This window comes from Acinetobacter sp. 826659 (assembly GCF_000588515.1).
GTDB lineage: Bacteria > Pseudomonadota > Gammaproteobacteria > Pseudomonadales > Moraxellaceae > Acinetobacter > Acinetobacter pittii.
In genome coordinates, this window is record NZ_JFYD01000001.1 from 762,796 (window position 1) to 788,777 (window position 25,982).

General features: G+C 37.9%; 22 protein-coding genes. 13 read left to right on the forward strand and 9 right to left on the reverse strand.

Annotated features, from left to right (window positions below):
- Positions 1 to 209 precede the first annotated feature (209 nt).
- On the reverse strand, positions 210 to 1,913 hold the full coding sequence (locus J663_RS03545) for a M61 family metallopeptidase (RefSeq protein ID WP_033847821.1): 1,704 nt from the start codon (positions 1,911 to 1,913) through the stop codon (positions 210 to 212).
- A 170-nt stretch (positions 1,914 to 2,083) separates the two neighbouring features.
- Between J663_RS03545 and J663_RS03550 the strand changes: the two genes are divergently transcribed.
- The 9 genes from J663_RS03550 to J663_RS03590 all read left to right on the forward strand — a co-directional run bounded on the left by J663_RS03550 (position 2,084) and on the right by J663_RS03590 (position 12,786).
- The gene (locus tag J663_RS03550; RefSeq protein WP_017399276.1) at positions 2,084 to 3,403 is read left to right on the forward strand and encodes a D-alanyl-D-alanine carboxypeptidase PBP6B; all 1,320 of its coding nucleotides are present in this window, start codon (positions 2,084 to 2,086) and stop codon (positions 3,401 to 3,403) included.
- A 97-nt stretch (positions 3,404 to 3,500) separates the two neighbouring features.
- Entirely contained in the window at positions 3,501 to 4,787 is a 1,287-nt protein-coding gene (locus J663_RS03555) for an NAD(P)/FAD-dependent oxidoreductase (RefSeq protein ID WP_033847822.1), read from the forward strand.
- A gap of 135 nt (positions 4,788 to 4,922) precedes the next feature.
- A complete protein-coding gene (locus J663_RS03560) occupies positions 4,923 to 5,405 on the forward strand; it encodes an FKBP-type peptidyl-prolyl cis-trans isomerase (protein WP_002118581.1) in 483 nt (160 codons plus the stop codon).
- Positions 5,406 to 5,523: 118 nt separating this feature from the next.
- The gene (locus J663_RS03565) at positions 5,524 to 6,966 is read left to right on the forward strand and encodes a cryptochrome/photolyase family protein (protein WP_033847824.1); all 1,443 of its coding nucleotides are present in this window, start codon (positions 5,524 to 5,526) and stop codon (positions 6,964 to 6,966) included.
- Between the two features lie 194 nt (positions 6,967 to 7,160).
- Complete coding sequence (locus J663_RS03570) at positions 7,161 to 7,910, forward strand: hypothetical protein (protein ID WP_033847826.1); 750 nt, start codon at positions 7,161 to 7,163, stop codon at positions 7,908 to 7,910.
- Positions 7,910 to 8,806, forward strand: a complete 897-nt coding sequence (locus J663_RS03575; RefSeq protein WP_033847828.1) for a hypothetical protein — start codon at positions 7,910 to 7,912, stop codon at positions 8,804 to 8,806. Before J663_RS03570 ends, J663_RS03575 begins: the two co-directional genes overlap by 1 nt.
- A complete protein-coding gene (locus tag J663_RS03580; protein ID WP_033847830.1) occupies positions 8,793 to 10,043 on the forward strand; it encodes a glycosyltransferase family 2 protein in 1,251 nt (416 codons plus the stop codon). The genes J663_RS03575 and J663_RS03580 overlap by 14 nt, the downstream gene beginning before the upstream one ends.
- Positions 10,044 to 11,888 (forward strand): hypothetical protein, encoded by a 1,845-nt coding sequence (locus J663_RS03585; protein WP_033847832.1) that lies wholly within the window; start codon positions 10,044 to 10,046, stop codon positions 11,886 to 11,888.
- Complete coding sequence (locus J663_RS03590) at positions 11,866 to 12,786, forward strand: hypothetical protein (protein WP_033847834.1); 921 nt, start codon at positions 11,866 to 11,868, stop codon at positions 12,784 to 12,786. Before J663_RS03585 ends, J663_RS03590 begins: the two co-directional genes overlap by 23 nt.
- Here the strand turns inward: J663_RS03590 and wecB are convergent.
- Both wecB and J663_RS03600 read right to left on the reverse strand, forming a co-directional pair.
- Positions 12,771 to 13,913: a non-hydrolyzing UDP-N-acetylglucosamine 2-epimerase gene (wecB, locus tag J663_RS03595; RefSeq protein WP_033847836.1), complete on the reverse strand. Its 1,143-nt coding sequence runs from the start codon at positions 13,911 to 13,913 to the stop codon at positions 12,771 to 12,773. The genes J663_RS03590 and wecB overlap by 16 nt on opposite strands.
- 1 nt (position 13,914) lies before the next feature.
- Entirely contained in the window at positions 13,915 to 15,132 is a 1,218-nt protein-coding gene (locus J663_RS03600; protein ID WP_033847838.1) for a tetratricopeptide repeat protein, read from the reverse strand.
- Positions 15,133 to 15,399: 267 nt separating this feature from the next.
- Here J663_RS03600 and J663_RS03605 point away from each other — a divergent pair, with 267 nt between their 5' ends.
- Entirely contained in the window at positions 15,400 to 16,101 is a 702-nt protein-coding gene (locus tag J663_RS03605; RefSeq protein WP_033847840.1) for a VIT1/CCC1 transporter family protein, read from the forward strand.
- A 117-nt stretch (positions 16,102 to 16,218) separates the two neighbouring features.
- Positions 16,219 to 17,265, forward strand: a complete 1,047-nt coding sequence (locus tag J663_RS03610) for an NAD(P)H-dependent flavin oxidoreductase (RefSeq protein WP_033847842.1) — start codon at positions 16,219 to 16,221, stop codon at positions 17,263 to 17,265.
- 37 nt (positions 17,266 to 17,302) lie between these two features.
- Here the strand turns inward: J663_RS03610 and dusB are convergent, their stop codons facing one another.
- Positions 17,303 to 18,328 (reverse strand): tRNA dihydrouridine synthase DusB, encoded by a 1,026-nt coding sequence (dusB, locus tag J663_RS03615; protein WP_033847844.1) that lies wholly within the window; start codon positions 18,326 to 18,328, stop codon positions 17,303 to 17,305.
- Between the two features lie 83 nt (positions 18,329 to 18,411).
- Between dusB and J663_RS03620 the strand changes: the two genes are divergently transcribed.
- Together J663_RS03620 and J663_RS03625 are read left to right on the forward strand one after the other, a co-directional pair.
- Positions 18,412 to 19,620, forward strand: a complete 1,209-nt coding sequence (locus tag J663_RS03620) for a DUF1615 domain-containing protein (protein WP_025466547.1) — start codon at positions 18,412 to 18,414, stop codon at positions 19,618 to 19,620.
- Complete coding sequence (locus J663_RS03625; RefSeq protein WP_032035916.1) at positions 19,587 to 20,243, forward strand: HAD-IB family hydrolase; 657 nt, start codon at positions 19,587 to 19,589, stop codon at positions 20,241 to 20,243. Before J663_RS03620 ends, J663_RS03625 begins: the two co-directional genes overlap by 34 nt.
- 26 nt (positions 20,244 to 20,269) lie before the next feature.
- On the opposite strand, the gene proB is transcribed toward J663_RS03625, so the two are convergent.
- From proB to J663_RS03650, 5 genes are all read right to left on the reverse strand, one after another.
- Positions 20,270 to 21,403 (reverse strand): glutamate 5-kinase, encoded by a 1,134-nt coding sequence (gene proB / locus J663_RS03630; RefSeq protein ID WP_002118789.1) that lies wholly within the window; start codon positions 21,401 to 21,403, stop codon positions 20,270 to 20,272.
- A gap of 15 nt (positions 21,404 to 21,418) precedes the next feature.
- On the reverse strand, positions 21,419 to 22,639 hold the full coding sequence (gene cgtA / locus J663_RS03635; RefSeq protein ID WP_002118576.1) for an Obg family GTPase CgtA: 1,221 nt from the start codon (positions 22,637 to 22,639) through the stop codon (positions 21,419 to 21,421).
- Between the two features lie 179 nt (positions 22,640 to 22,818).
- On the reverse strand, positions 22,819 to 23,493 hold the full coding sequence (locus tag J663_RS03640; protein WP_005073191.1) for a hypothetical protein: 675 nt from the start codon (positions 23,491 to 23,493) through the stop codon (positions 22,819 to 22,821).
- A gap of 11 nt (positions 23,494 to 23,504) precedes the next feature.
- Positions 23,505 to 24,230, reverse strand: coding sequence for a hypothetical protein (locus J663_RS03645; RefSeq protein ID WP_032004447.1), 726 nt, complete (start codon positions 24,228 to 24,230; stop codon positions 23,505 to 23,507).
- A 149-nt stretch (positions 24,231 to 24,379) separates the two neighbouring features.
- Positions 24,380 to 25,837 carry a glyceraldehyde-3-phosphate dehydrogenase gene (locus J663_RS03650; protein ID WP_033847847.1) on the reverse strand — a complete coding sequence of 486 codons (1,458 nt, stop codon included), beginning with the start codon at positions 25,835 to 25,837 and terminating at the stop codon, positions 24,380 to 24,382.
- Positions 25,838 to 25,982 lie beyond the last annotated feature (145 nt).

The following is a 25,982-nucleotide window of genomic DNA, read 5'->3' on the forward strand; positions in this document are numbered from 1 at the left end:
CAACTTTAAGTAATACATAATTCATCATTACTTTTTTATGGACTGAATACGATTAAATTACATGAGATATCTTTCAGAGTTCTGACAATTATTATACTTTTCATTCAAAACAAACTCAAAGATAAAACGGATTTCATCTTTTAGTAGCACTTAAAAATAAAAAACCGATGTACAAAACATCGGTTTTTTTTAAACTATTTATCTGTTATTTAAGCTTTTAACCATTTTTCAGTTTTAGCCTGATCTTCAATAATAAGTTCAACTTCAGTTAAATCAGATGTAGCACACTCAACTTCAAAAGATAGTAACTCATCGCGACGGAAAGCAAACACGGTATAAATACCGCCCTGCTTTGCATACTTCTCAACAAGTTTAGTGGTCGCTTTTAAACCATCAATTGCAATAATTACATCATTGGCAGAAATACCTGCTTTAGCTGCTGCGCTATCACGGCGAGCACTTTGCACGAGTACGCCTTCTGGCTTATCAACAAGTTTCAAACCAAGTGGCAAAGATTTGTCAGTTTTAACTCTATAACTTAAGCCAAACTCAGGGAACAGTTGATCAAGTGGCAATTCATCAGTGGTATTAATTAAATGATTAATTTGTTCAATCCAGCTATCACCCGTCAGTTCTTTACATAAATCAAAAATGGTTCTTTCATTTACTTGAAGACCATTTTGAGTGTTTTCATATAACCGACGCATTAAAGCATCAAGACTAGAACCACGCAGGCGTAAACCTAAATCTAGACATAACGCAACTAACGAACCTTTATTGTAGTAACTGGTGCCCGCATTATTCGAGTTCTCATCTTGACGATAAAATTTAATCCATGCGTCAAAACTTGATTCAGCAACTGTTTGAACAAAACGGCCCGGGTTTTGCAAATAACGGTCAATTTGTGCTTTGAGTAAATCAAGATAAGACTTCTGAGAAATTACGCCACTACGTAATAAAATCAGGTCATCGTAATATGAAGTAAAGCCTTCAAATATCCAAAGTAAAGAAGTATAGCCTTCTTGATGCAAATTATAGTTTGCAAAGTTTTCTGGGCGGATAAACTTGACTAACCATGAATGAAAATATTCATGACTACATAAGCCTAAAAAGCGTTGATAATCTTTAGAAGGTTCAGTTGGTTCATTCGACTTTGGCAAATCATCACGCGGTGTAATCAAGCTTGTGCTATTGCAATGCTCTAATCCGCCATAACTATTACCTGTTGCCATGGTCATAAAGGTATAGTTTTTAAATGGTGCCGAACCGAACATATTTATTTCAGCTGCACAAATCTTTTCAATATCGGCTTTTAGGCGATCAATATTGGTATTGTGCGAGCCAGAAATTACGAACTCATGTTCAATACCGTTCGTCTCAAAACTAAAGCGTGTTTGATCAGCCAATTCAAATGGACTATCAATGAGTTGATCGTAGTGATCTGCTTTTAAAGTAAATCGACCTTTAACTAAGCTTTTTGAAGCTAAGCCTGTTGCTAACTGAAAATGCTTTAATTCATCCGGCAAGAAAACTTCGACTTCACAAGCAGACTGCTCCTGCCCCTCTAAAGCCAAACATACACACGCTGGATTAATATATAGACGAGTCTGGTCTACATAAGCACCACGGACAGACAAATCATATGCATATACATCATATTCAATCGTCATTAATTCATGATCTGTATTAAATAAACGCCAGCGATTCTTGCTCGTTTTTTTAATGTCCAGCAGACGTCCAGCTTCATCATAAGCTTTAACGGATTCAATATGTTTTGAGAACTCTCGAATTAGATAACTACCCGGAATCCACGTTGGTAGCCAAAGTTCCTGATTCGGGTTGGCTAAAAAACGAATTGTCACGTGAACTAGGTGTTGTTTGTAATCATCGAACTCAATTTGATAATGCAACATAAATTCTTCAATTTAAAATAAGAACGGCTTCACATTAGATTATCACTTTTTTGTATCGTCTTGCGTAGATGTATTTTTTGGCAACAATTCCCACTAGCCTTCCATGAAAAAAAGGCATAGCATGCTGTGCATCTGTGTCCCGTATTTGCCAGTGAAAGTTAAGGTCATCCGTGAAATTTTTTCTATCTCTTTTTACCCTCTTTAGTATTTTTTGTACTACTCTAACCAACGCTGCATTACTGAACATTGCACCTGAAAGTGTTGAAGCTGCTGCATGGACTATTGTAGATACTCAATCGGGTCAAATCATTGCTGAGCATAATAGCCATGTTCAACGCGCACCAGCATCTTTAACCAAAATGATGGTTGCATACATTGCCCTAAAAGAGATTAAAGCTGGAAAACTGAAAAAAGAAGAAATCATTACTGCAACTCCTGTGGTTAGTGTTGTGCAGTGGGATGAATCACAAATGTATCTTAAAGCTGGTGAACAAATTTCAGTTGATCAGTTATTGGCAGGGTTAATCGTGATGTCTGCTAATGATGCAGCCGTGACTTTAGCTGAAAAAATCTCTGGTGATGTTCCGCGCTTCGTACAACGTATGAATCAGGAAGCTCAAGCTTTGGGTATGAAAGATACTCATTTTAGTAATCCTGCCGGAATTACGATGCCTGATCATTTCACTACAGCACACGACCTTAGCTTATTAAGTCAGGCGTTAATTAAACAAACTCCTGAATATTTGCATTATTCAAAAATGCCAAGCTTTAGCTATAACCAACGCTTCCATCATGCGACAAACCTTGCTCTAAAATATGACCCATATGTAGATGGCCTAAAAACGGGATATACCAAAGCAGCGGGTTATAATTTGGCACTCACAGCTTCACGTCCTTCATTCTCATCTGACTTAACTCAAAGACGTTTATTAGTCATTGTTTTAGGTACACCGAGTGCTGTAAAACGCGCTGAGATTGCAGATAAATTAATGAATCTTGCTTACGCCTATACACGTGATGAAGTGATTATTCCTGAGCAGAAATTAATTGCTGAACTACCTGTTGTAAAGTCGACTTTAAAAATGTTTAAGGTTGAAACAAAGCAACCAACAATTGTAACGACATCTTTATATGCAGACCCAGCACCAATTGACCTAAATACTTTTGATAATGCAACTCAACGCGTTCAAGTACTTGATAGTAACCAACAGCTCAAGGTGATTGCTCCACTTGAAACGACTCAAACACATGTAAACATTGAGCTCAATGAAAAACAATTAACTGCGCCATTAATGAAAGTCGTAAGTTTGGCAACAGTATCGATTTATCAAAATAATCAACTGATCCGTAGTCTTCAAATCGAAGATAACGTACATATTGAAGAAGCCAATATTTTCCAAAAAATCGCAATGTGGTTTTCTAGCCTCTTCTCTATTTTTTCATCAAGTGAACATAGTGCTGCAAAACTCTACCCTGTAGATTCGCACTAAAAACATCAAATTGTGCACAGACGCACAATAATTTTTATAAATAAAAGATGGCATAATTTAGCCATCTTTTTTTATAGAAAAATAATTAGGTGAAAAAATGACCCAAAATTTACATCATATTGTAATTGTTGGTGGTGGTGCTGGCGGCTTAGAACTGGCCACACAACTCGGTGAAACTTTTGGGAAAAACCGTAAAGCAAAGATTACATTGGTTGACCAAAACCTTACCCATATTTGGAAACCCTTGCTTCACGAAATTGCTGCCGGCTCTTTAAATCCCCACGAAGAACAAACTAACTATTTTGCGCACTCAGAAAAACATCATTACGAATTTGTACTCGGAACATTAGTTGGGATTAATAAAGATAAAAAATTAATTGAACTAATGCCCCCTCAAGTGTCTAAGGATCAACAGAATCATTCGCAAGAGCTAAGTTATGACACACTTATTTTAGCGCTTGGTTCAGTATCAAATGACTTTAATACCACGGGAGTGCGTGAAAACTGCCATTTCCTTGATAGCAGAAAGCAAGCCGATATTTTCCAGCAAGATTTATTACATCTTTATATTGAAGCTCAGAATCAACCCAATCAACGAACTTTAAATATTGGAATTGTTGGTGCGGGAGCAACAGGTGTGGAGCTGGCAGCTGAGTTAATTGAAACAACTAAAAACTTTTATCGATATGGTTTAAAGAAGATTCATCCAAACCAAGTCAAAATTACACTAATTGAAGCTTCTGAGCGTATTTTACCTGCCCTAAGCGATAAAACTGCTGAACACAGTGCTGGGCAACTCAAAAAAATGGGTGTTGAAATTTTAACTCAACACCGCGTTGAAAAAATTGATGAGCATTGCATCTACTTTAGCAATGGCAACCAACTTAAAAGTGATATTACCGTTTGGGCCGCAGGCGTAAAAGCACCAAAGGTATTAGAAAGTTTTACCGATTTTAAACGCGATAACATTAACCGCCTCATGGTCTATGCAACATTGCAAACCTATTCTGATCCAAATGTATTTGCGTTTGGTGACTGTGCTCATTGCCAACTTGATGCAAGACACCCTCCACTTGGCCCACGTGCTCAAGTTGCAAGCCAACAGGCCAGCTTCTTAGTCGACGCTATGGCTGCTCGACTAAATGGCCGATCACAGCCAATGTTTACATTTAACGACAAAGGTTCTCTCGTGTCTTTAAGTCGTAATAAAGCCGTTGGAGAATTACTTGGAGATGTCAGCGTGCAAGGCTATATTGCGAAAACTATGTATGTCTCTTTATATCGTTTACATCAAGCAACGATTCACGGATATACTCAGGCTGGACTACTCACAATGAAAGATTTACTTACAAGACGTGTACGTCCAAAAATTAAGCTGTATTAAGTTGAATTTTTTAAGTTCATCCCTATTTATATAAAAACGCATCAGAAAAAGTGCCAAAGATTAAGATTTTGTAGTCTACAAAATTTATTTTTCACTTTATGATGTACGCTTCAATTGATTGAATGGATCAAAAACATGACTGCTATTGCAAATAACCACGTGGTTTCATTCCACTACAAATTAACAAACGCTGAGGGTGAAACACTTGATCAATCTCAAGGTGAACCACTTGCCTATTTGCACGGTGCAGGCAATATCATTCCTGGTTTAGAAAATGCATTAACAGGTAAAACTGTTGGTGAAAAATTCACTGTTAACGTTCCAGCTGCTGAAGGTTATGGCGAATACAACCCAGACCTAGTACAAGAAGTTCCAGCTCAAATGTTCCAAGGTGTTGAGAACATTCAACCTGGTATGCAATTCCAAGCTCAAACAGATGACGGCGTACAGATCGTTACTGTTAAAGCGGTTGAAGGCGACAACGTTGTTGTTGATGCTAACTTCCCACTTGCTGGTCAAGATTTAACTTTTGAAGTTGAAATCGTAGAAATCCGTGATGCTTCTCAAGAAGAATTAGATCACGGTCACGTACACGGTGCTGGTGGTCATCACCACTAATTCATCTTTAAAGATGATAAGAGCAAAGCTTCGGCTTTGCTTTTTTTATGTATTTATTTTTATATAATATTTTGATAATAATCCTTTAACTCATCTCACTCTATAAGGGCCAATTTTCATGTCAAACGTAAATCAGCTAATTTGGTTTCGTCAAGATTTGAGAGTTCGAGACCATGCTGCTTTATGGCATGCCTCTCAACAAGGGCCTTGTATTGGGTTAATTATTTTATCTCCTGAACAATGGAAAATGCATCAAGATGCGCCTATAAAAATTAATTTCTATTTACGTCAACTTCAACAACTCAAAAAAGAACTAGAACAACTTAATATTCCCCTTATTATCCAAGTCATTCCTTACTGGAAAGATATCGCTGATTATATTAGTAAACTTAGCACTCAACTTAATATTGAAAATGTCTATTCAAATATAGAGATCGGCGTTAATGAATTAAAAAGAGATAAAACTGTACAAGATTTTTTAAATCAACAAGGTAAAGAGCTCTTTTTATTCCATGACCGTACGATTTTTCCTTTACGCTCTATTCGCAATCAATCACAGCAGCCCTATCAGGTTTTCGGTGCATTCAAAAAAGCATGTTATTCAAAATTGGATATCAGTGGTTTACCTCAATGCTATCCAATTCCTGAAAAGCAAAATGCCTACCCGACCTCTTATTCAAAAATAAACAGCTTAACTCTAGAAGATATTAAAGCTTTTTTTGACCCTTCTGTTTCTAAAGAGCAACAAGACTTATGGCCAGCAGGAGAAGATTTTGCTCTAGAGCAGCTCGACATATTTATTAAAGATCATTTATCTGATTATAAATTAGAACGTGACTTCCCCAATGTAAAAGGAACTAGCCAACTTTCTCCCTATTTAAACCTTGGAATTTTATCTATTCGTCAGTGCTTGCAAGCTCTTTTTAGGGCTGAACATGGTAACTTTCATTTGACAAATGAAGGCCAGCAGACTTGGTTAGATGAACTGCTTTGGCGAGAATTTTATCAACATATTTTATTTGATTTCCCTCATGTCTCTAAACATATTCCATTTAAAAAAGACACTCAGAAAATTAAATGGAGTCACAATCCAGAGCACCTAGCCGCATGGCAAACGGGCCAGACAGGTATACCAATTATTGATGCGGGTATGCGTCAACTTTTAAAAACTGGCTGGATGCATAATCGTGTACGCATGATTACTGCCATGTTTTTATGTAAAAACTTGCTCATCGATTGGCGAGCAGGTGAACAATGGTTTATGGAACATTTAATCGATGGGGATTTAGCAGCAAATAATGGTGGCTGGCAATGGTGCGCTTCTACCGGCACTGATGCTGTACCTTACTTTAGAATTTTTAACCCTGTTGCTCAATCAAAGAAATTTGATCCAAATGGAGATTATATTCGTCAATGGGTTGAAGAATTAGCTCATCTAGACAATAAAACCATTCATGAGCCCTACTCGATCAAAACAAATACTCAGTTAAATTATCCAAAACCAATAGTTGATTTAAAGGTAACCCGCCTTAAAGCAATTGAAACTTTCAAGAGTATTTAGATAAGAGTTACGTCTTATCTGTTTATTTTTAATTAAAAAATAAGAACAATATTTGACTAAATAGTGACTTTGATCTACAAATAAACATAATAGTTACTTAAAAAGGCCATAAACAACAATAACTTCGCAATGTCTCACGTTTAGTAATAAAAGTATAAAAAAATTAACATTACAAGAAGGTAGCCATAGCTCGCATGCAACAGCAACAAAAAAACCCTGGAAGAACACTCGTCTTATGGATTATCGCAGCTCATCTATTTATGGGCATAGTGGCGTATGAGTGGTTGCCTGTAAGTTTTAGAGGAAGCTGGATCTTTATTCTCATTCTTTTAATTTCTGGAGCTTTTTTACAAGTTGGCGCATCTTTAATTGTGGGCTTAGTCGCTTTTATCGGTGTTGCAGTATATTTTCTACTCGACTTAGGGGCTCAGACCCATATTGAACGTCAGCTTCTTTTACTTTTTATTATTCCCCTCATTCCTCTTTTTCTGAGTGCTGTACGCCACAATATTGAAATTAACGTTCAAAAATACCGCGATATTCAAAGTTATGACCGTAATTATCGTCGTGATATTTTCCCACTTAGTGCACTCAAGTATTTCCAACGTAGTTTCTTTAAGCTTCTTGATCATCATAACATACAAGACTATGAAGTCTTTGAAATTAGAATTCTCAACCGAAGCTTAATTAAAGAAATGTTAGGCGATGATGTATGGAAAACCACTCAAAATGAAATGATTAAGATTTTGAGCCAACATCATCCACAAGAAATCGTTTTCCAGTTTGCTGATGATGATCTTGAAACTATATACAGCATTGTAATTCGCAAGCAAAAAACGGATGAAGAACCTGAATTTATTAAAAAGCTAAAAGAAATTATGACTTTGCGGCTTGAAGTCGAATATAAAGTTATTCAGATTCCACCTGAAGAGGAGATGACCTAATGTCTAATCTTCTTAATATTTGTGGAATTATTATTGCATCTAGTCAGTATCCTGATGCCACTTTACAGCAGTTCTATCGACAATATTATCATTGTGAGATTAAAACTGAATACACCAAAACAGAAGTTCAAAGTACCTATGATCTTTCCATGTTTTTTCCATATCAGGATACATGGTGGCCTATCTTTACAATTGACCAGATCAGCTCGGATAGCTTTCAACGTCTTATTCATAAAGGGATCAAGCCCGGCATTATATTGCCGGATGAAGTTTTTAGCTTTTCTCATTATTTCTTGCTCAAAGAAGCAGTCAGCCAAGGTGCGATTCCGATTGCACTTTATAAATCAGAGCAACCTCAATATTTTGCGGCCAAAGCCACCTTTTCCACTGCCATTGGTTTACGGCCTATGGCTGCATTTGTCTCAACAGGTTGGGATGAAAACTTAATTTCACAGACCGCTGGTAGCTATATTATTCAATTTAATCCGTCACAGCTTCCTCTCCCCTCTAGAGAGATTAAGCAAAAACAGCATTTATTTTATTCGGCTAAACCTTTTAACAGTCATATTTCTGGCTATGAAATTATTATTAATCCCCCTGCCGATCTACCCACAACAAATATTCGGTATCCTCAACTCGGAATATCTTGGAAATTTAATAAGATTAATTACATAAGTACGCCTGAAGAAGTAGAGACAAGTCTTATTGGCTATATTTTCATTGGGTTAAGTACCGTTGTAGTTCCACTCGATCTAATTCTCACGAGTACCTACCCAGACCTCCTTGGTACATTTGGTAGCTATATTTCATGGATCTCCTTAGTAGTTGGGTTGATTTTATTGATATTGCTCATCTCGTCTATTATTAGGAGGGTTAAATCAAATGGCTCCCATTGATATTCTCTTCTTATTTGGCTTTTTAGGGATTTGGATTCCACAAGCATTTTGGGCGTGGTTAAGTTATCAAGCTTGGAAATATTCAAAAACAGCTGAAAAAGAGCTACAAAACCTTCCTATACCAGAGAGATGGCCTGTTTTGAGCGTCTTGATCCCTGCCTATAACGAAGGGGTTGTGATTGAAGATACTTTGCATGCAATTGCTCAACAAGATTACCCAGCCGAAGCATATGAAGTTTTACTTATTAATGATGGTTCAAAGGATAACACCCTAGAAATCGCCGAAAATTTGGCAAAAATTTATCCTTGCATAAAGATTGTTAATGTTCCTAAAGGAATGGGTGGTAAAGGTAAATCTAGAACGCTTAATAATGGCCTCCCCCATGCCAGAGGCGAATTGATTGTTGTCTATGATGCAGATAGTACACCTGAACCCGACTGTGTCCGCTTGCTAGCTCAAACCCTGCTTGCCGATAAAAAATTAGTAGCCGTTAATGGAAAAGTAAGAACACGTAACTGGCAAGATAGTATTTTGACCAGATTTATCGCAATTGAGTTCATCTTTTTCCAATGGATTTTCCAAGGCGGTCGTTGGCAACGTTTTGAATTATCAACATTGATGGGTACTAACTATGTGATTTGGCGTGATGCTTTAGAAACCTTAGGTGGTTTCGATGAAAAGTCATTGGTCGATGACACTGAAATGAGTTTTAGGATTTTTATCGGCCAAAAACGAATTAAATGGGTGCCCTATGCGATTGGTTGGCAGCAAGACCCCCCATCTCTAAGTGTATTTGTTAAACAGCGCTCACGTTGGACCCAAGGTAATTTTTATGTAACTCGTAAATATTTACCCGTAGCATTAAGAACGCCTTTTCCTATAGGGATTGAAATTCTAAATAACATTATGTGCTACATACTTTTTGTACCCGCTTTATTCTGGAGTCATATCACGTTAACCCTTGGGTTGCTTGATATAGCAGGCATTTCAGTTCCGGGTCCATTTACCACGTTGTGGGGACTCTCATTCTGCTTATATATTGCACAAATGTGGTTTACCCTTTCACTCGAAAAAGTAAAACCAGAACTCTATTTTTATTCAGTTCTATCTTATGTAAGTTACTCACAAGTTTTTCTATTCATTGTATTTAAAGCCGCATATGACATGCTTAAAAATAAAATACAGGGTAATTCCCTTCAATGGTACAAAACGGAACGTAGCAAGGAGAAAAAATAAATGAAAAAGACTTTTGATCTCTACAACACAGCTCAAGTGCTCCTTGCCAGCACCAGTCTTATGCTCGCCATGTCTGCTCATGCTTACACATGGAAATTGGACGACATTAGTACTTCTACTAAATACACAGTCGAGCCTCATTTTTTCTATATTGGCAAAGGTGCCCAGTGGCAAAACATTCAATTTTCAAGTGATTATTCCACTGAAAGTGATACAACTTTACTTGTAAAATATGATGATAAACTCATTTATAACACTACGCTAAGTGGTGATGGTCAATTCAAATTTGATATTCCAGTAAGCCAAAGTGGTTTCCACCGTTTAGATTTTATTATTCAACAATATGCAAAACCGACTACGCTGAATCAAACCAAAGAAACCTTTTGTACAGAAGATATTGATCACCTAACATATTTAAGCAATTCCCAACTCGACTTTACACCTGTTCGTAATGAGTATCGCATAAAAGATTTGCCAGATGCTTTATATAACCCACAAGCGAGACGACCTACTCCATTTGTTGGCATTTTAAAATATAACCGTAAAGAGATTATAGAAGCGTCTATGCTCGCTAGATTAGCAAGTTCATGGACTTCAATAACACCCGTTGAATGGGTTGATTCAGGACAAACCAATTTAAATCCTGAAACAAACTTTATTATTGAAGTTATTCACTCACCAACACCATTAAAAGGCGGAGCATTAGTACAAATCGCGAAACCTGTAGAAGGTGTGCCGACTCTAACAATTACCTATCACACTCAACAAGATTTAACGAGCGCAGTAAACGGGCTAATTAATCCTTCTTATGTGCAACAACTTAGTACAGGAAGCGCAATTTTTCCAAATGCGATATCTAACCCGACCTGGGCTCAATTTAAAAAAATAGATACTCTCGCTGATTTGGGAATTGAAGATTTCAGATTAAATCATGCTGAAAAAAACTTATTCCTTGACTTCCCTTCAGTATGGCAACCAACCGATATCTTGCAAGGGCAAATTGCACTTCGTATTCAAAGTGGTTTATTACAAGGTTCCAATATTACAGCTTGGATTGATGGTGGGCTCGCAGGAAGTATGAAAACAGCGGATCTTGCTTCAGACCCAGTAAACCGTCAATTCAATATTTTTGCAAAAGCCATTTCTAATACGACAAATTTTAGTCTAAAGCTTGAAAACTCAGTAATTGCCAATTCCCAATGTTTACCTAACGCGCATGGTTCACTCTGGATTGATACAGCCAAGTCTACTGTAAAGCTTCCCCACAAACTTAAAAATGGTGTAGCTGCAATTTCAATGACTTTAGCAACGACTCCTACAATTGCGATTGATGATCAATCTGGTGCATTAAATATTGCTATTGTCTTAGGTCAAACCGCGAAAAAAATGCTTTTAACACCAGCACCAATGCCTCTCAACCTAGTCCGTTATTCACCGAGTGCACCTCAATCCATAAATGTCCGTGTGAATAAAGATATTTATCAACAACAGGTATTAATGCATCAGGATATTATCTATGCACCTGCTGCGCAGAATGGTTTCATTGTTAGTTATAACAATAATCGCTTTGATGTAATTACCGACTCAGAGGGTGGCGCACAAACTTTTATGCATCTTTGGGAAAAAATACAACATAAAATTCCAAACAACGTGACGAAAATGCTGGTTTCTGAAAATGGAAATATCTATGTTTTACAAAAACTCATTGTCGGAAATCAAAAGGCGCCTCTAGTCCAACAGTCTTCTTTCTTCTTACTAGTTGTGATTATCTCTGCAATTATGATAATAATTATCTTCTTGTGGTACTGGTTAAGACGAAATAATGAGAAAACAGATACCAATTAAAATAGCTGCTTTTATTATTTTAATTATATGTAGTGTCGTCGTATATGCGGGGCTTTTCAAACATCAAGGTCAAGCCCCTCATATTGAAGGTATTTTCTGGCAACCTGACAATAACACGACTCCTCCAGAGGGAAATTGGCACTACTTAGGTGTCGATACCTTTGTTCCTCAATGGTCTGTGGTTGAATCTAAATCTTGGTGGAAAGAATCAAATTTTCCTCAATGGGAAAAAGCCATTAATTTAGAAAAGATTAAACAAGAACCTTGGGCAAAAAATCTCATATTGGGCTTAGCCGGTGAATATAATGAACCTAAAGCTCGGGCTAATGTCATTGAATTAGGCGAAAAATCTGCCCAAATTATAAAAGAGCAAAAAACAGCATTTAAAGGTTATTACTTTCCAGTAGAAGCAGATCCAACTTGGCTACGAGTTAGTACTTTAGGTCATGTGCTATCGAAGCTTCCTTCACCAGTCTGGGTGAGTATTTATAGTGGCGAAAGTGAACCTGAAAATTATGATTTATGGGTTAAAAGCTGGCTGCCTGACCATACTGGAGTTTTTTTCCAAGATGGTGTTGGTGTTGGCGTTCGATCACCTAAACAGGCCAAACATATTTTAGATCAGCTTGAACATAAACTTGGAAAAGACAAAGTAATTATAGTATTAGAAGCTTTTAGAGTGAAAAAGAATGGACAATTTAGAGCCGCGTATCCTTGGGAAATTATTTCTCAGCTAAAAGCATATGAAGGTAAAACTGTTTATATTTTTGATGGCCCTCATTACATGAGCCGCTGGTGCGTTAATATTGTGAGCTTATGGTATCGCCTCACTTATGGTCATGCCAACAAAACCATAAATGAGACAAGATCCTTAAATCATGATTATGCCAATTCATAAGATTTAGCAATTTGATTGAGAATACGTTGAGCTGCTTGCCCATCGCCGAATGGGTTTTCTACATGCGCCATTTTTTCATAGTGCTGTTGGTCAGTGAGTAACTTTTCAGCTTCTTCAATAATTTTTTCTTGATTTGTACCCACCAAAACGCCTGCTCCCACCTCAACCACTTCTGGTCGCTCGGTAGTGTCCCGCAAGATTAAAACTGGCTTATTAAATGATGGACTTTCTTCTTGTAAGCCTCCCGAATCCGTCAAAATAAAAGTAGATCGGTCTATCACTGCCAATAGACTTGGGTAGTCTAATGGTTTAACAAGATGGATTTGGGAATGGTCTTTAAACTTATCATGAACCACATCATGTACTGCTGGGTTCAAATGTACAGGCCAAATAAAATGTAAATCAGGATGTGCTTGGGCTAAGTACTCAACCGCGTTGCAAATATTTTGAATTCCACCGCCAAAATTTTCACGACGGTGGGCAGTAATAAGTACTACTTTGTCATCCTGCTTTAATTGAATTCCATAAGGTTCAAGCTGGTTCTTCAAATCAGATTTTTCAGCAATTAATTTACGCCCTAAATACACAGCGTCAACAACTGTATTGCCTGTAACCGTAATGAGCTCTGGCGGAATTTGTTCATTGAGTAAATTTCTTTTTGATTGTTCAGTCGGGGCAAAATGCCATTTAGTAATACGTGAAACCAACTGACGATTTCCCTCTTCTGGAAAAGGATGATCTAAATCATAAGAACGTAAACCAGCTTCAACATGCGCAACAGGAACTTTCATTGAAAACGCGACTAAGCCAGCTGCTAAAACAGTTGTTGTATCTCCCTGAATAACAATTGCATCTCGTTTTTGCCCATCAGTGTATACATTCTCGATTTGGCTCAAACCATGAATTAAGAGCTGATTTAAACTTTGTCCAGCATTCATAATTTTAAGACGGTGGTCAATTTCAACCCCAAAGAAATCTATCGCATCTCTTACTAGTTCGTCATGCTGTCCAGTAAAAATCACTTCAACTTGAAAGCGAGGGTCTTGTTTTGCCAATAAAATAACAGGGGCAAGTTTGATTAATTCAGGACGGGTTCCAAATACAATAGATATAAAAATTTTATTCACTTTAGAAATCCTTATAAAAAACGAGCTCTACTCGAGTATTGTTGTAATGATCTTTCGTATTTACTGGCACATCTTTAAAGTAATTGCCATATAGACGTTCAACACGTAGTTTTATTGGTTGATAATTAAAAGGCTGCCATGAAATACCTGGGCCATATTCAAATAAATTATTGTAATATTCATCTTTACTGTCAGCTAAGCCATGCAATTTCACATACGCCTGTACAGTGCCCGTTTCCCCCTTATAGACATTCAAACCCGTACGTAATCGCAAGTCACCAATAACGTTATAATCTTCTCTAGAATAAGTTGCTGCGTTGCCATATAAATCAGTGAAGTAATCATTAAAACAAAGTGACTGATTACAACTATTTTGAGAGTACCACTCTTGATAACCTGCTACCCCACCCACAACACTTTCACGAAATTTATCTCTATTTCGATCGATCAGATCATAGCTACCACCTACTTCTAAATACATGCGTACAGGTATAGAAGTCCAAGGTTGATAATTAGCGCCTACACCTAGAGTTACTGCATTTTCATCAATAATTTCAGGTCGCACACCACCTTGAGATTGAGTATCGCGGTTTAGATTTAAAAAGCCATACACCTGCGCTCGACCATTATCGAGGTTCTTACCATAACGAGCTTTAAGTGGGAAAATTACATCGTCGTAACGTGATTCATATGAAGGTGCAAAATACACATCACGAAAATAAGTTTTGACCTCTCCTCCACTCAGATTTTTTACAGCCTGTGTCGCTTTAGTCGCAATATCAGTATCTTTAGACTGGGTAAGTTCCTTAAAAACCACCAAAGCCTCTTTGTTATTTTTTTGAGAATTCAGTAGATAAGCTTCTTGGAGTTTTAAATTATCATCTGCTGGATCTAATGCCTCTGCTTTTCTTAGACTTTGCAAAGCAGCATCTTGTTTCCCTAACCTAATCTGTAAATAAGTTAAACTTTTCCATACTTTAATATCTTGTGGCGTCATCTCTCCAAGTTCTAATAATAACTTCTCGGCATTTTCAGGTTGAGTCTTTTCAATTTTATAAAATTGATCCCATTTATCATAAATCGGATTACCTGGTTTATATTCTTGATTAACAATCTCTTGCGCAAAACTAGTCTCCATGCTTAAGAGGCCTAAAGCTGGGCAGATCGAACCAATAACGATAAAGGAACGGGTTATAGATTTTATTGTTTTGCTATTCATTGGGACCTCTAGAGTAAAATAGGTAGAATGCTTGCGTAGCAATCAAATTAAAATTTAATCAATAAGTATGATAATTAAACCCATAAATGACACTGTTTATATAAATAGATGAGTTCTTTAAATTGTTCATTTTATCTCCTTTAATATTATGTTTTAAAACCGTTCTTATCTGTTTGTTTTTCCTATAATGACACATTTTTTAATCGTATTATTGTAAATAATCTTATAGGATAAGATAAAAATTTATAACTACAAATAGGGGAAAACATGTCCTTTTCTCAGCATCCAGAACATCATTTTATTCACCGCTCAGGTTGGTTAAGGGCGGCCGTTTTAGGGGCAAATGATGGAATTATTTCTGTTACTAGTCTAATTATGGGAATAGCTGCAAGTGGGGCCTCTGCTCATACACTTCTTATTGCCTGTATTGCTGGTTTAATTTCCGGTGCAACCTCTATGGCTGCAGGAGAATATATTTCAGTAAAATCACAAGAAGATATTGAAAAAGCCGACTTAAAATTTGAAGAACAAGAACTCAAAAAGCATCCGCAGCGTGAACTGGACGAACTCACCCAAATTTATATATCCAGAGGCTTAGCACCTGACTTAGCTCTACAAGTTGCTACTGAACTTACAAATCATGATGCATTAGGGGCTCACGCGCGTGATGAAATTGGTATTCATGAAAATCCCGCAGCAAATCCTATTCAAGCCGCATTAGCTTCAGCTGGCTCATTTTCATTTGGGGCATTGTTTCCTATGCTGGCTATTTTACTCAGTCCAGAGATATGGATCGAAAAAATAGTCTTAATATTTGGCATTATTTCATTAGCTTTTTTAGGAGCGCTATCAAGTCATTTCGCGGGCACTTCTAAGCTTAAAGGGAGCCTACGCATTACCTTGTGGGGAATTTTAGCGATGGGCTTTTCAAGCTGGATCGGCTCTTTATTTCATGTTACTCCACTTTAAAAAATCAGAACTTATCAATGTTTAAGAACTAAATATTTAAAAACTAAATGCCCAATATTATTTGCTCTTGGTTCTGCTTTCACGTTATGGTGAACAGAAAGAAATGAGGTGAATAAAATGGACCTATTACAACAACTTGAAATTAAACATCCAATTTTTCTTGCCCCTATGGCAGGTGTATCTACACCTGAACTTGCAGCAGAAGTTTCTAATCAGGGTGGTCTCGGGTCCTTAGGTCTAGGTGCAAATACGGCGCAAAGTGCACGTGAACAGATTTTAAAAACCCAAACACTTACAGAAAAATCATTTCAGGTTAATTTTTTCTGTCATCACCCCGAACAACTTAACCTCCAAGCTTCTGCTCAATGGATTGAATATTTACGCCCACAATTTGAAAAGTTCGGAGAACAGCCTCCTCAAAACTTAAACTGTATTTATCCAAGTTTTCTTGATAACGATGATTTTCTAAATGTCGTATTAGAAACCAAACCTAAAGCGGTAAGTTTTCATTTTGGGATTCCCCATCCCCATCAAATTCAAGCATTAAAAGATGCCGGAATTATTACGATGGTGTCTGCTACTAATTTAGTTGAAGCACAAGCCATTGAAGCAGCTGGTATAGATATTATTATTGCTCAAGGGATTGAAGCAGGCGGACATCGTGGAATCTTTAATAAAACCTTTGATGCAGCAATTAAAACGAGTGATTTAGTACACCTTATTGTCAAGCATTGCAAACAGCCTGTGGTAGCCGCAGGCGGTATTATGAATGGAGCACAGGCACGACACATGTTGAGCTTAGGAGCTGCTGCTGTTCAACTCGGAACAGCATTTGTTCAATGCCATACATCAAATGCATCTGCCGAGTATCGTAAAGCTTTATTTAGTGAGCCTGTGACACAAATCAGCGCCAGTCTTTCTGGACGTCCAGCCCGTGGCCTGCTCAACCATTGGCACACACAAATTGATTTACCTAATCGCCCACCTCAACCCGAATATCCATATGCATATGATTTAGCTAAGCAATTAAATGCCATTGCAAGCAAGAATAAAGACTATGGCTTCGGTGCTTTTTGGGCAGGTAGTAATGTCTCGCAAATACGAGAGCTAGATGCTGCTGATCTGGTTAACCAGTTAGTCGTAGAAATGCTAGAAGATGAGTAAATCTAAAAAAGTCAGTAATCAGATACTGGCTTTTTATTTAATGAGTTTCTAATAAGTTAACCTGCTCTACTTGCACATCACTCATCAAATTGCCTTCAGCCAATAACTGATTAAAATAGTTCTCAACTACTAGTGCTTGCTCAGCGGTACTTTCAACTTTATACATATTTTGGCGGAATTCATTACTCGAACGTAATCCTTTGGTGTACCAAGCAATGTGTTTACGGGCAATACGGCAGCCAGAGTATTCACCGTAAAATTGATAAAGTTCTGATAAATGGCCTAGTAGTACCTGTTTCACCTCTTCAATATTAGGTGCAGCTAAGTGTTCACCAGTTTTTAAATAATGAGCAATTTCACGGAAAATCCATGGTCGGCCTTGAGCAGCGCGACCAATCATAATTGCATCGGCCCCTGTATAGTCGAGTACATATTTTGCTTTTTCAGGACTATCAATATCACCGTTCGCAATAAGTGGAATATTGATTAATTCTTTGACATGTTTGATCAAATCATAACGTGCTGTATTTAAATACATGTCTTCACGGGTGCGGCCATGTAAAGCTAGCGCGGCAATCCCCGCTTCTTCTGCCCTTTTTGCGACTCTTAAAATATTTTCCTGACCATTTAAAAAGCCTAAACGGGTTTTCAAAGTCACGGGAACATCAACAGCAGCAACAACCGCATCAAGAATTGGAGCCACTAAGTCTTCATCTTGTAATAACGCTGAACCAGCGAGCTTATTACATACTTTCTTGGCAGGACATCCCATATTAATATCAACAATTTGTGCGCCATTTGCTACTTGATAGCGTGCAGCCTCTGCCAATTGCTCAGGATCAGAGCCTGCAATTTGAGCAGAGATCGGAGCGAGCTCACCATCAAAGTTCGCACGGTAGAGGCTCTTTTTGCTCATCCGCAAAGTTTTATCAGCAGTCATCATTTCACTGACTGCATGGCCTGCGCCAAAATACTTGCAGAGTGTTCTAAATGGACGGTCAGTAACTCCCGCCATAGGAGCAACAATTAAATTATTTGACAGTTGATAGGGACCAATATACATATATATTCATACAATTGATGATCAACATAGTATACTTCATCCGCTTAATCGGCTCATCTTTTTATGCAGGTGCTTTCCTCGCCATGAACAAACCGTTGTCTTCCCGTTTTTTATTAAAATCATTCGGCATGGCTGCCGTATGCATGAGTTTAGCTGCTTGTGGTGATAAAGCTTGGTGGTCAAACAATGATGAGCCTGAACTAGAAAGCCAACAGATTAAACGTCTAATTCCATCACGTGTGCATGACCGTGAGTCATGGGCTAAAGATATTGATGACATTATGAAAGACTTGGATATTCCTAAAACCAAGAAAAATGTCTGTAGTATTGTAGCTGTAGTGGATCAGGAATCTAACTTTGTTGCCAACCCTCAAGTGCCTGGGTTAGGACAAAAGGCAGTTGAAGAAGTTAGTACACGTTTAAATGAAAAATTTGAAGATAAGCTTGGCAAAACCGTTGGTGGAACAATTGCTGGTTACTTTGAAGAAGTTCTAAGAACTCAGCCCTCTCCTGATAACAACTATATGAGTCAAATGCGTAAAGTTAAAACCGAGAAAGAACTCGACTTACTTTACCGAGAAATTTTCGACTTCATGGCTAAACACTATCATGTGAGTGCCTTAACTGGTGCAGCCAAATTGGTTGGTCAAGATATTGGCGAGAAAATGAACCCTATTACGACTTTGGGCTCAATGCAAGTTCATATTAACTATGCGAAAGCCAATAAGCGTTCGAGTATGAGTACTGCTGCGCTCCGCGATGACCTATATACTGAATACGGTGGTTTATATTACGGCATACATCGTTTAATGGTTTATCCGGCAGACTACGATAAAGCCATTTATCGTTTTGCGGATTATAACTCTGGTATGTACTCTAGCCGTAATGCTGCTTTTCAAAAAATGCTACAAGAACTTACCGATAAAGATATAAGTCTTGATGGCGATCTACTTCTTTATACAAAAGATGGTGATCCACGCGCAGCTCAAAGCGAGTCAGAAAAAGAACTGATTACGGTATTTGCAAAAAATAATGTATTGGTTACACCAAGACAAATTCGTGATGATCTTAAATTAGAAAAAGAGAAAAAGTTTGAAAGTACTCAAACTTATATTGCGCTGACTAAACTTTATAAATCAAAAACTGGCAAAGAACCACTTTATGCGATTATGCCTCAAGTGGTGATTTCTGGGCCTAAATTAAGTCGTGATTATAATACCAATTGGTATGCAACCCGCGTAAACGGACGATATGAAACATGTATGCAACGAGCGAAACGAATAAGACTATAAAAAGTCTCGCCCTGTTCGATTTTGATGGAACCTTGTGTAGTAAAGATAGTTTTACAGGGTTCATCTTTTATGCTTTATCTAAGCGTCACATTGTTAAGCAAGGCTTGAAAATTCTGCCATGGATTCAAGCCTACTATCTTAACTTTTATCCTGCCCATGCTATGCGTGCCAAGTTATTCCGTAGCATGTTTAAAAATACGCCTGCAATTGAATTACAAAAATTAGGTGAAGAATACGCACAAGAGTTAGTCTCTGCGCTTTCGCCTGAAATTTTTAATCAGTTACAACACCATCAATTGCGTGGTGATCAGGTCGTATTAGTTTCAGCTTCAATTGATGTCTATCTTGCTCCACTTTGCAAGTTACTAGATATCGAATTAATTTGTACTGAAACTCAAATTAAAAACGGCATGATGACGGGTTACTATTCCACTCCAGACTGTAGTAGTGAACAAAAGAAGTTAAGAATACATCAGCAATATACGCTACAGCATTACCACCAGATTTATGCTTATGGTAATAGCTCGGAAGACTTAGACATGCTCAGTCTCGCCACACATCCATATATGGTAGGTGAAGACCGTGTTTTACCTCGTTTAACACCAGAAAAAAAGCTCGCTTAAAGCGAGCTTTTTTATTTGAGTAAAACTTAATAAATTGCCATATGATCACGGTGAATCATTTCAAGTGAACGAGCTTCACCAAGCACTTGATAAACCTTATCTGAGGCTAAGCCTTTAATAATTTCGGCTGATCGTGAACTAAAGTTCACTCGACCTACCGCAATACGTTTACCTTGTTTATCGACACATTCAACCACATCACCACGATCAAAATGTCCTTCAACATTTTTAACTCCCACAGGGAGCAAACTGCGATGCTTCAATTTAATCGCTTCAACAGCACCATCATCAATCACAAGACGACCTGCTGTTTGTAAATGAGCAGCAAGCCACTGTTGATGAGCAGTCATGCGGTCTTTATCTGTAGTAAACAAAGTGCCTAGCATCTCACCTGCCATCGCACGTGATAAGACATTATCACTTTCGCCACTCGCGATGAGGGTTGGGCAGCCCGATTTAGCAGCTAAACGTGCAGCACGAACTTTAGTGACCATCCCACCTCTGCCAAGCACACCGCCACCGCCGGCCATATCGAATAAATCATCATCCATAGCACGAACAGTAGAGAGTAATTTAGCATCAGGATTATGACGCGGATCTGAGTCAAACATACCTTGCTGATCGGTTAAAATGATCAGCAATTCTGCATGAACCTGACCTGCCACCATCGCAGCTAAAGTATCATTATCACCAAAACGGATCTCATCGGTAGACACCGTGTCATTTTCATTAATGACAGGAATCACACGCCAATCAATCAAGTTTTGCAAAGCATCACACGAGTTCAGATAACGACGGCGATCTGCCAAATCATCATGAGTCAATAAAACCTGAGCAGTACGAATACCGTGGTTTTCAAGCACACTAGACCAAGTATGAATTAAGCCCATCTGCCCAATTGCAGCACAGGCTTGTAGACTGGGTAGATCGGTGGGGCGACTCGCAAGCTTCATACGAACCATACCTTCTGCTACAGCTCCTGATGACACTAAAATAATCTCGTGTCCAGCATTGTGCAGATCTGCAATCTGTTTCGCCCAATGCGAAATAGCATCTAGATCTAAACCTTGCCCATTAGCCGTAAGTAAAGATGATCCGATTTTAACAACGATTCGTTTACACTCACTGAGCTGACGTTGCCCATCGACCACTTCTATCATGTTTCCCTCGGTTTTCTAGTCACGAACGTAGATGACTTCTACATCATTGTCGTCTTCATCATCGTCAAAATCATCATCATCGTCCATCATGCTTTCGAGACGTTGTGCTCGACGCATTGCACGATATGCTTCTTTTGCCGCAATGGTTTGTTCACGTGTTTCAACTTCTAGTTGTTCACGGAAAGCTCTTACTTCTGCTGCGTATTCAGGATCTTCAACTTCGCGTTCACGTTGTTGTTCAATCTGATCCATCAGGTAATACACAACTTCTTTTGTACCTTCGCTTAATAAGCCCGATGTCTTAAAGACAGGTCCAGTCCACTCTAGTTCATCTAGAATGTGCTGACACCACTCTTCGCGGCTTTCTTCAGCAATCTGATCAAGTTTATTGAGTACTAAAACAACTGGTAATTTCGCCAAAGTTGGTGAGAACTTAGCCAACTCATTCATAATCGCTTTTGCATTATGCGCTGGATCTGAACCATCAATTGGTTGTACATCAATAATGTGTAAAAGAATACGAGTACGTGCCAAATGTTTAAGGAAACGAATTCCTAAACCTGCACCTTCTGCTGCACCCTCGATTAACCCAGGAATATCGGCCATTACAAATGAACGATGGCGGTCAGCATCGACTACACCCAAGTTTGGAACCATGGTTGTAAATGGATAATCTGCCACTTTTGGTTTTGCAGCACTTACAGCACGAATGAAAGTAGATTTACCGGCATTTGGCATACCTAGCAAACCAACATCTGCCAATACTTTTAATTCAAGACGAATTTCGCGAAACTCACCTTTTGTACCAGTCGTACATTTACGAGGTGCACGGTTAGTTGATGATTTAAAGTGAGTGTTACCTAAACCACCTTCACCACCACCAGCAACCAGAATTCTTTGGCCGTCTTCAACCAAATCGCCAATAATATCGCCTGAATCTGTATCAACAATTGTTGTACCAACGGGTACTTTTAAAACCACATCTTCACCACCACGTCCAGTACAGTTAGCACCTGCACCGTTTTTTCCACGCTCAGCACGGAATTTACGTGTGTAACGGTAATCGACTAGCGTACTTGTATCGTCATCAGCTTGAATATAGATACTTCCACCACGTCCGCCATCACCACCATCTGGGCCACCAAATGGTACAAATTTTTCACGGCGAAAACTGGCTACGCCATTGCCACCGTCGCCAGCCTCTACGGTAATGACTGCTTCATCAACAAAGCGCATCTGCCAATCCTCTAAAAACTCTAAAACCGCCTATTCTGCCATATTTTCATAAAATTCTCGAATAGAAAATGGAACAATTCCATTTATAACGATCTGTTTTATCTTTAATCCAGCAGATGCTTTTAGTTTTGTAAATAAGATCCTTATAAAAAATAAAATTTAGCCAATTTATTTAATTATCAAGGATGAACATTACGCAGAGGTAAGGTCATTTGCATATCAAGATTTGCTTTTGTTTTTGGCACAGAATTATACATGATGGCATTAAATGAAGAGACATTCCCCATTTCCATAGGATCATTTACGTTTAGGCTTGGTTTAAACTGATGTTTCACCGATAAATTTACAGGTTCATCGAATTCAAAATAAACTGGACCATCAAAAACAATTTTAACGGGAACGGTATAACTACGTTTTAAATTAAAAGGCACATCTAATTTAATAGGGATATCTAATTTAAGGGGAAATTTTGGTAAAAACTTACTTTGATAAACCAAATCTGTGGTGGTTTCTAAAGGCATAACCTGATCAATTTTTAGAGTCGTTGAATAATCGACACTTACCGTAATAGGTGTTTCTACAGCAAAATTTAAATCTGCCAAATATTTCCCTTTTAGGGGTAAAGTTAATTGGCGATCTATATCTAAAGTTGTATCAAGTTTACCAATAGACTGAACCTGCAAAGTATTACCAACTTGAATTTTTGTTTCTAAAGAGTCAGGTAAACTAATATCGGCATTATGAGCCGAAACGACTAAATTTGCTTGAATATTGAGATACACCCAAAACATAATAGCGGCAAGTATCATCATTAAAAAGAAACTGATTAACATACTCTTGAGTGAACGGAACATTAGCATCCACCCTATTGATCAGCTGTCTTTTGTGATGTTTCTGAACCCAATACTCGATTTAATCGCATAGTGGACAGAGGAATCTTTAACTCACCATTTGCAATCTTAACAGGCAAAGTATTTTTCACATCAACCGAAGCATTTAATGCAGTTTTAACAGGTACACTTAAATTACCCTCAATTGGGATATTCGTGTCTAATCTTGCTTTTAAAGGAATATGTAGATTTTCTTTTAATACCGTGCGTACTGGAGCATCAAATTTTAAATGAACCTTTTGCTCAAGCGGAACATTAATATCAATTGGCACATCAAGTTTTAATGGAATCGTTCCTTTTAATGGCAATGTAATATCACGCCCCAAAACACGCACCTGAACCTTGGTATCAATTGGTAGATTTTGCTCAACTTTTAATGTTTCTTTGACTGGAATGGTTGTACTAATCGGCACCATATTATCGAAATAAACACGCGGAGTTAATGTTTGTGTTAAAGGAATATTCAGTTTCTCATCAATTGGAATACTGGCATTTACGCGCCCCTTTACATCCACATTTAAAGCATCTTGTACTTTAACCTTAACCTGTAGAGGCTCTTGTAAATCAATAGCAACTGCCTGATTTTTCAGTGGAATATAAATATTAAAGTGCTTAAATACCCATATTGCAATGAGTACACCACATAAATTGGCAATAATGATGAATACAAAAACGACCAACAAACGTTTAAACTGCGACAATTCCTATCCCTTACTATTTTCTTTTTTTCCTTAATTTGTATTCTCATTTATTTACAAAAAATAGTCAGCATATATTTTGTACGGTTGTAAAAAAACCCAGTCTAGACTGGGTCTTTTTGTGAAAATATTTTATAGATCGTTAAATGATCTTAAGCATTCAATTCTGCTGGGATTTTTTTGTAGCTTACGCCGCACATTTGTTCAGCAATACGTAATACCTGACAGCTATAACCAACTTCGTTATCGTACCAAACGTAAGCAGTTAAACGGTTACCAGAAGTAATCGTTGCTTGAGCATCGTATACACCTGCTGTACGAGAACCGATAAAGTCACTCGATACAACTTCAGTCGAGTTGGTATAACCAATTTGACCTTGAAGGTTAGAGTTAATCGAAATTTGACGAATGTATTCGTTCACTTCTTCACGATCAACTTCTTTATCAAGCGTTAAGTTCAAGATTGCAAGAGATACGTTTGGTGTAGGAACACGTACAGAGTTACCAGTTAATTTACCTTTCAATGCAGGTAATGCTTTAGCAACTGCTTTAGCTGCGCCAGTCTCTGTAATTACCATGTTCAAAGTAGCAGCACGGCCACGACGATCTGCTTTATGGTAGTTATCGATTAAGTTCTGGTCATTTGTAAATGAGTGAACAGTTTCAACATGACCGTTAAGAACTTTATATTTGTCATCCAATACTTTAAGAATTGGAGTAATTGCATTTGTTGTACAACTTGCAGCAGAGATGATTTTGTCTTCATCCAAGATATCTGTGTTGTTTACGCCAAATACAACGTTTTTCATTTCGCCTTTACTTGGTGCAGTCAATACAACACGTGCAACGCCTGAGCATTTCAAGTGTTGGCTTAGACCTTCAGCATCACGCCATTTACCAGTGTTGTCGATTAAAAGTGCGTTTTCAATACCGTATTCAGTATAGTCAACTTCACTTGGGCTAGACGCATAAATCACTTTAATGAAGTTACCGTTAGCAATGATTGCTTCGTTTTCTTCATCAACAGAAATTGTACCAGCGAAAGTACCGTGAATAGAGTCACGACGAAGTAAAGAAGCACGTTTTGCCAAGTCACCGTCAGAAGACTTACGTACAACGATTGCTTTAAGGCTTAAACCACGACCTAAACCTGATTGGCTAATGATTAAACGAGCCAAGATACGACCAATACGACCAAAACCGTAAAGAACTACATCTTTAGGTTGTTCAGAAGTTGCGCTACCTTTGATTGACTCAACTGATTGAGCAACAAAAGCATCAACATCACCGCCTTTTTCTTTGTATTCAACAGCAAGTTTACCGATATCAACTTCTGCAGAACCAATATTTTCAACTTTTGCTAAAGCTTCTAAAATTGGGAATGTGTTTACAACAGAAAGTTCAACGTCTACAACACGTGTACGACGGTGAGTTTTCAAAATTTGGATAACAGAACGGTTAATTAAAGAGCGACCGTAAACAGATACGACAATATTTTTTTCACGGTATAATTGACCGATTAATGCAATCATACGTTCCGCGATTTCTTCACGGTTTTTCCAACGGCCTTGGTGTTCAGCGTGCAGGGCGATGATAGTGTCTTTGCTCACAGATACGTCCTCTAATTAATTATATCTAGGCGTGATTTTTAAAACCCCGTAATTGTAATGGAATTATTGGCAAGAATGAATCAAAAGCTGACGTTAGTGACTAGATTTTCCTAAAATTCATCATAAATTCATAAAATACCTATAA

Bases quoted from the DNA above. Each gene is read 5' to 3' on its own strand.
- J663_RS03570 (WP_033847826.1), top strand. From the start codon at position 7,161: ATGCAACAGCAACAAAAAAACCCTGGAAGAACACTCGTCTTATGGATT.
- J663_RS03585 (WP_033847832.1), top strand. From the start codon at position 10,044: ATGAAAAAGACTTTTGATCTCTACAACACAGCTCAAGTGCTCCTTGCC.
- J663_RS03575 (WP_033847828.1), top strand. From the start codon at position 7,910: ATGTCTAATCTTCTTAATATTTGTGGAATTATTATTGCATCTAGTCAG.
- J663_RS03560 (WP_002118581.1), top strand. From the start codon at position 4,923: ATGACTGCTATTGCAAATAACCACGTGGTTTCATTCCACTACAAATTA.
- J663_RS03620 (WP_025466547.1), top strand. From the start codon at position 18,412: ATGAACAAACCGTTGTCTTCCCGTTTTTTATTAAAATCATTCGGCATG.
- J663_RS03545 (WP_033847821.1), bottom strand. From the start codon at position 1,913: ATGTTGCATTATCAAATTGAGTTCGATGATTACAAACAACACCTAGTT.
- J663_RS03565 (WP_033847824.1), top strand. From the start codon at position 5,524: ATGTCAAACGTAAATCAGCTAATTTGGTTTCGTCAAGATTTGAGAGTT.
- J663_RS03555 (WP_033847822.1), top strand. From the start codon at position 3,501: ATGACCCAAAATTTACATCATATTGTAATTGTTGGTGGTGGTGCTGGC.
- J663_RS03605 (WP_033847840.1), top strand. From the start codon at position 15,400: ATGTCCTTTTCTCAGCATCCAGAACATCATTTTATTCACCGCTCAGGT.
- J663_RS03600 (WP_033847838.1), bottom strand. From the start codon at position 15,132: ATGAATAGCAAAACAATAAAATCTATAACCCGTTCCTTTATCGTTATT.
- J663_RS03580 (WP_033847830.1), top strand. From the start codon at position 8,793: ATGGCTCCCATTGATATTCTCTTCTTATTTGGCTTTTTAGGGATTTGG.
- cgtA (WP_002118576.1), bottom strand. From the start codon at position 22,639: ATGCGCTTTGTTGATGAAGCAGTCATTACCGTAGAGGCTGGCGACGGT.
- J663_RS03640 (WP_005073191.1), bottom strand. From the start codon at position 23,493: ATGTTCCGTTCACTCAAGAGTATGTTAATCAGTTTCTTTTTAATGATG.
- J663_RS03590 (WP_033847834.1), top strand. From the start codon at position 11,866: ATGAGAAAACAGATACCAATTAAAATAGCTGCTTTTATTATTTTAATT.
- J663_RS03625 (WP_032035916.1), top strand. From the start codon at position 19,587: ATGTATGCAACGAGCGAAACGAATAAGACTATAAAAAGTCTCGCCCTG.
- dusB (WP_033847844.1), bottom strand. From the start codon at position 18,328: ATGTATATTGGTCCCTATCAACTGTCAAATAATTTAATTGTTGCTCCT.
- J663_RS03610 (WP_033847842.1), top strand. From the start codon at position 16,219: ATGGACCTATTACAACAACTTGAAATTAAACATCCAATTTTTCTTGCC.
- proB (WP_002118789.1), bottom strand. From the start codon at position 21,403: ATGATAGAAGTGGTCGATGGGCAACGTCAGCTCAGTGAGTGTAAACGA.